This is a genomic window from Saccharicrinis fermentans DSM 9555 = JCM 21142, from assembly GCF_000517085.1.
Taxonomy (GTDB): domain Bacteria; phylum Bacteroidota; class Bacteroidia; order Bacteroidales; family Marinilabiliaceae; genus Saccharicrinis; species Saccharicrinis fermentans.
In genome coordinates, this window is sequence record NZ_KI912108.1 from 5,120 (window position 1) to 10,695 (window position 5,576).

Annotated in this window: 3 protein-coding genes; 1 reads left to right on the forward strand and 2 read right to left on the reverse strand. The window is 37.3% G+C overall.

From position 1 onward, the window contains the following. Positions 1 to 263: 263 nt before the first annotated feature. Both istB and istA read right to left on the reverse strand, forming a co-directional pair. The gene (gene istB / locus CYTFE_RS0124035) at positions 264 to 1,025 is read right to left on the reverse strand and encodes an IS21-like element helper ATPase IstB (RefSeq protein ID WP_027473182.1); all 762 of its coding nucleotides are present in this window, start codon (positions 1,023 to 1,025) and stop codon (positions 264 to 266) included. A 3-nt stretch (positions 1,026 to 1,028) separates the two neighbouring features. Further along, on the reverse strand, positions 1,029 to 2,564 hold the full coding sequence (istA, locus tag CYTFE_RS0124040) for an IS21 family transposase (RefSeq protein ID WP_044263443.1): 1,536 nt from the start codon (positions 2,562 to 2,564) through the stop codon (positions 1,029 to 1,031). A gap of 2,590 nt (positions 2,565 to 5,154) precedes the next feature. Here istA and CYTFE_RS32110 point away from each other — a divergent pair. Further along, positions 5,155 to 5,394, forward strand: a complete 240-nt coding sequence (locus CYTFE_RS32110; protein WP_244880317.1) for a hypothetical protein — start codon at positions 5,155 to 5,157, stop codon at positions 5,392 to 5,394. The last annotated feature ends 182 nt before the right edge of the window (positions 5,395 to 5,576 follow it).

Below are 5,576 nucleotides of genomic sequence, written 5' to 3' on the forward strand. Positions count from 1 at the left end.
GCCCTTGAAGCTCTCTCGCCAACGCCGGCCCCGGGGCTATTGTTCTGGCCTGCCCTGCGGTCGTTTTATTTATAGTTTAATATTCAGTAAATATGCGGTCTGCTACATATTGAAAAGTAAAAAAATGCTCCAATCCGGATGTCGATTGGATGAAAATAGCAAATTTAAAACCATCAATTTTTCGTAACAGTAAACCATCATTCTACAATAAAAATATATTAATCAACCCTCTGATTGTTGAGGGAGCTTAGCGACCGAGGCAATCAGAGGGTTGATTGCTGCTCGAAGATTGTTTTTCTGTTTTCCATTCTGTAACTTTTACCTTCGAGTTTTACAACTTCACATTTAAACAATAATCTATCTAACAAAGCAGTTGCCAAGACTTCATCATCGAGCATTTCTGCCCATTGCTGAGGGGATTTGTTTGTTGTGATTATTACAGACGTTTGTTCGTGCAGATGATTTATCAGGTTGAAAAATGCAACTGCTTCATGTTTCTTAATAGGAAAAAGCATTATATCGTCTATAGCCACTAAATGAGCCTTTAAAAGACGATTATAAGTGTTAAGCGCACCAGATATCATTTCTTTCATTTTTAACACCGTTATTAGTTCCTCCATTGTGATAAAGTAAGCTTTATGACCAGATTTTACAGCATCGTTAATCAGTCCTGCCGCCACATACGTTTTTCCTGTTCCTGAGGGGCCCATTAGTATCAGGTTATAATTTTGTTCCATCCATAATAATTCCCGTAATTGTTTCAGTTGAGGCACAGTCATACCATTTGCCATGTTAAAGTCATACTTGTCCAGGTTGTGATCTTTGGGTAATCGGGCTAATTTCATTCTCCTGTCAAGATCTGTTTTCTTTCTGTGCTGCACCTCTCTTTGCAAGAGCTGTAATGCAAATTCCTGATAAGATGGTTTATCTATCTGTGCCTGATGAAGCACTGCTTCTGGTTCGTTTTTCATCTTTGTTAGCCGTAAAATATCGGCATAGTTTTTAATTTGATCTAATAGCTTCATTTTCTAATTCATTATTGATTCATATTCATTGATATCACGTTTCTGAGGTTGCATATCAGCATTTTGTTGCTTATTCAGATTGCCGGTTTCTATACAAACATTGTGTTTTACATTCTTTAGAGCTTGCTCATTTTCAAAATAATTCAGAACTTCGGCGAAACGATTGGCATTTAGTATCTGATTTTCATAACAGTAAAGCAGGGCTAAGTTGATTATTTCCTGAGATGAACTTTCAATGTTCTTTTGTATAACTCGGAGATTATCATGAAAATACCGGGGTTTATCTTTCTCTATTGCTGCCAAATATTGTTCGGCTTGAGGAATATATCTTAAGCTTTCAAAAACCAGCTCATAGGTTTTTTGCAGAGTCTTTGACTTTTCCCTTGCATGGTCATTATTTTTTATAATCCGACCTGTATCTAAAGACAGCTCATGTGTGGCCAGCAACTGGTTATCAATCGTATAAAAGAAACGCTTCATTTCTTTTTCTTCCAGTAAAACATTGGCACCCCTGTCTTGATATGTACCCAAAGGCAAGCTGTAGTAATTACTTCGATAAAGTACCGTGTTATCTTTTCTCACAGGATATATCGGCAAGTTTAAAAATGGTTTTTCCGGTTTTCCACTATAAGTCAGCAGGTATTGCTTTTCTTTTTCCCACTCTTGCTTTGGAATACGCCTGGTTGTACCATGTATCTTCGCATTTCCAGTGCGATCAAGCCATTGTAAAACTTCTTTTTGCAACCTGTCAATATCTTGGAATACTCTTCCTTTCAGATAATTGTGTTTTACGTATTTTACTACATTTTCAACTTTTCCTTTGCTTTCAGGGTCAGCTTTTCTGCAAAATATTACCTCAAAGGGATGTGCATTTGTAAACTGCATAAATCCATCAGTAAGAAGAACATCGCCAAGATTTTCATCTTTTACAAAAACACGATCCTGATCGTAGATTATTCGACGGGGGATTCCCTCAAAATATTCGAATGCCAGTTCATGTGCATAATTTGCTGTCTCTGTAGTAAATGGTATTCGTTGACAGTAAACAAACTTTTGTCGGGAACGGGAAAGTACCATTGTAAAAAAGTAAATCTTAATTCTGCCACTTCCACTACTAAGCATTCGGTATGATCCAAAATCTACTTGTGCCTCTTCTCCATATTCTGTTTCGGGAAGCTTCTCGTATTGGCGTGGAAGTTTCTCTTTATGTTTGGGTATATTTTGTTCCTTTCTTACTGTTTGAACAAAATTATAGACTGTTTTACTACTTACATTCGGCAGATCAGAATAATGTTCTTTTAATCTATCTTCAATCTGAGCTGCTGATAAATAGGGGCCTCTCTCCAGTAATTCTTTGACAAAATTATAATACTCATTTAGTTTTTTTGGCATTCGCCGTGGAGTACTAATCCATGCTAGAAATTGTGCTACGCTCATGGAAAGGTATTTACGTACAGTTCCCCTGTCGATACCCAACTCTAATTTGATTTGACTTTGGTTTAGTCCTTGTGATGATAATTCTTTAACTTTGTACCACATAAAAATTTTTTTGTTTTTATTCATAGCCTTCTTCGTTTCTGTTTTGCAACTTAAAGATGAAGGCTATTTTTGTCTTTACAAATGATGATTTTCAATTGCGAAAATTTGATGGTACAAAGTTTCTATTTACAACCATATTTCGTAATTCTCAATCAATAAGTAATCCCCATTTAAATACCCAACTATCAAAATAAAGACCGCAGGGTTGGCCAGAACAATAGCCCCGGGGCCGGCGTTGGCGAGAAGTTTTCCTGGGCGCACTTGAGGTGGTAGTGCGGTTGGCCTAGTGCGAAAGAAGTGTGTGCCGGACGGAAAGGGAAGCTGATGCCGGGGAGCTAGTGATCTATTGTTCTAGACCTTTTTGGTCCTTTTTATGGCAATGATAAAAAGGACATATATGGAAATATTAAAAGCAAGCAATATACCAAGTACTAAGTAAAAAATAGTTCACTCTAAAACGATGATTATTTTTAAGTTACAAGCATATTGATATTCTCATCTTAGGCTCTGTTATGCCTCGTCTCAGAAAAGCCTTCTTTTATTGCCATTTTAATGCTCATGACGAAGTTCTAATACATCATTTGGGTTGGTCGCTGTAGGGCAGGTAGTGATCTATTGTTCTAGACTTTTTGGGTCCTTTTTATGGCAATGACAATGACGCAGTTATCATGAGGACCTTTAAAACAAGCCTTCCCGAATAATTCGGCGAAGCCTGATCATGAGGGCCTTTGAAAATAAACCTTCCCGAATAAAAAGAACATATCAATAAGCAGCAAGAGCAAGGTGTGTATCAAAAGAATCAATCTATCCTCTCTATACAGAATCAATATTTCCAATTTAATAAATGCATTCAAGTAAAACATAGAAGTTCTCAATTATAAAAACCATATTCAATAACTCTCAATGATTGAATAATCCCCATTTAAATACCCAACCTCCAACAAATCGATTGCAGGGTTGGCCAGAACAATAGCCCCGGGGCCGGCGTTGGCGAGAAGTTTTCCTGGGCGCACTTGAGGTGGTAGTGCGGTTGGCCTAGTGCGAAAGAAGTGTGTGCCGGACGGAAAGGGAAGCTGATGCCGGGGAGGTAGTGATCTATTGTTCTAGACCTTTTTGGTCCTTTTTATGGCAATGATAAAAAGGACATATATGGAAATATTAAAAGCAAGCAATATACCAAGTACGAAGTAAAAAATAGTTCACTCTAAAACGATGATTATTTTTAAGTTACAAGCATATTGATATTCTCATCTTAGGCTCTGTTATGCCTCGTCTCAGAAAAGCCTTCTTTTTATTGCCATTTCAATGCTCATGACGAAGTTCTAATACATCATTTGGGTTCGCTGATGTAGGGGAGGTGGTGATCAATTATTCTAGACCTTTTTGGTTCTTTTTGTGGCAATGACAATGACGCAGTTATCATGAGGACCTTTAAAACAAGCCTTCCCGAATAATTCGGCGAAGCCTGATCATGAGGGCCTTTGAAAATAAACCTTCCCGAGTAAAAAGAACATATCAATAAGCAGCAAGAGCAAGGTGTGTATCAAAAGAATCAATCTATCCTCTCTATACAGAATCAATATTTCCAATTTAATAAATGCATTCAAGTAAAACATAGAAGTTCTCAATTATAAAAACCATATTCAATAACTCTCAATGAATGGATAATTCCCATTTATATACCCAACCTCCAACAAATCGATTACAGGGTTGGCCAGAACAATAGCCGTGGCCGGCGCTGGCGAGAAGTTTTCCTGGGCGCACTTGAGGTGGTAGTGCGGTTGGCCTAGTGCGAAAGAAGTGTGTGCCGGACGGAATTATTACCCAAAAGCTGCATTAGAAAATCTATTACGAATTAAAATTGCTGCCAATCAAGTCGCCCGCTAACTTGTTTCAATTCACCATAGCTGGTGCTATGCCTCATCTCAACAAGTTCTTGATTGATTGCACTTTTAATTTTCATGACGAAGTTCTAATACATCATTTGGGTTCGCTGATGCCGGGGAGGTAGTGATCTATTGTTCTAGACCTTTTTGGTCCTTTTTATGGCAATGATAAAAAGGACATATATGGAAATATTAAAAGCAAGCAATATACCAAGTACGAAGTAAAAAATAGTTCACTCTAAAACGATGATTATTTTTAAGTTACAAGCATATTGATATTCTCATCTTAGGCTCTGTTATGCCTCGTCTCAGAAAAGCCTTCTTTTATTGCCATTTCAATGCTCATAACGAAGTTCTAATACATCATTTGGGTTGGTCGATGCGGGCAGATAGTGATCTATTATTCTAGACCTTTTGGGTCCTTTTTATGGCAATGACAATAACGAAGTTATCATGAGGACCTTTAAAAATATACCTTCCCGAGTAATTCGGCGAAGCCTGATCATGAGGGTCTTTGAAAACAAACCTCCCCGAATAATTCGGCGAAGCCTGATCATGAGGACCTTTTAAAATATACTTTCCCGAGTAAAAAGGACATTAACGGAAGTTTCAAAAGCAAAGAAAATAATCAAATAAGTTAGAAACATTGCTCTCAATTAGATAGTCTTTGCAAGAAAACTCCAAATACTGCGTTATTCTCATTTTTGAAACAGTTATTTACAATCAGTAAACTCCTTGGTTTCAAAAATATCGAAAGCCTTGTCTTTGAAGCTTTCTTATCAAAGACAGAAAAAACGGTCGTTTTCTTGCAGCCACTAGATTACGGAAGTACCTATGCTGCAGCAGAATCTTTCAATGCAAAAGTAAAGGATTTCAGAAGACAATTCAGAGGTGTTGTTGATGAAAAGTTCTTCTTGTTCAGATTAACAAAAATATTTGCATGACAACTATAAACAACATTTATTCCCAACTTTTGGCACTGCCCCGTATTATTCTCGCTTTGTAAACTATAATACCTCTGTATTATGGTTTTACTATATTTATTCTTAGCCCTTTGGAATGGGCACTGAACTCCGGTGCATACATACACTGCATAGTGGTTATTCCGTTAGAGAAGTATCCTGCA

Excerpts from the sequence above, each read along its gene's own strand:
- istB (WP_027473182.1), bottom strand. The coding sequence starts at position 1,025 with ATGAAGCTATTAGATCAAATTAAAAACTATGCCGATATTTTACGGCTA.
- istA (WP_044263443.1), bottom strand. The coding sequence starts at position 2,564 with ATGTGGTACAAAGTTAAAGAATTATCATCACAAGGACTAAACCAAAGT.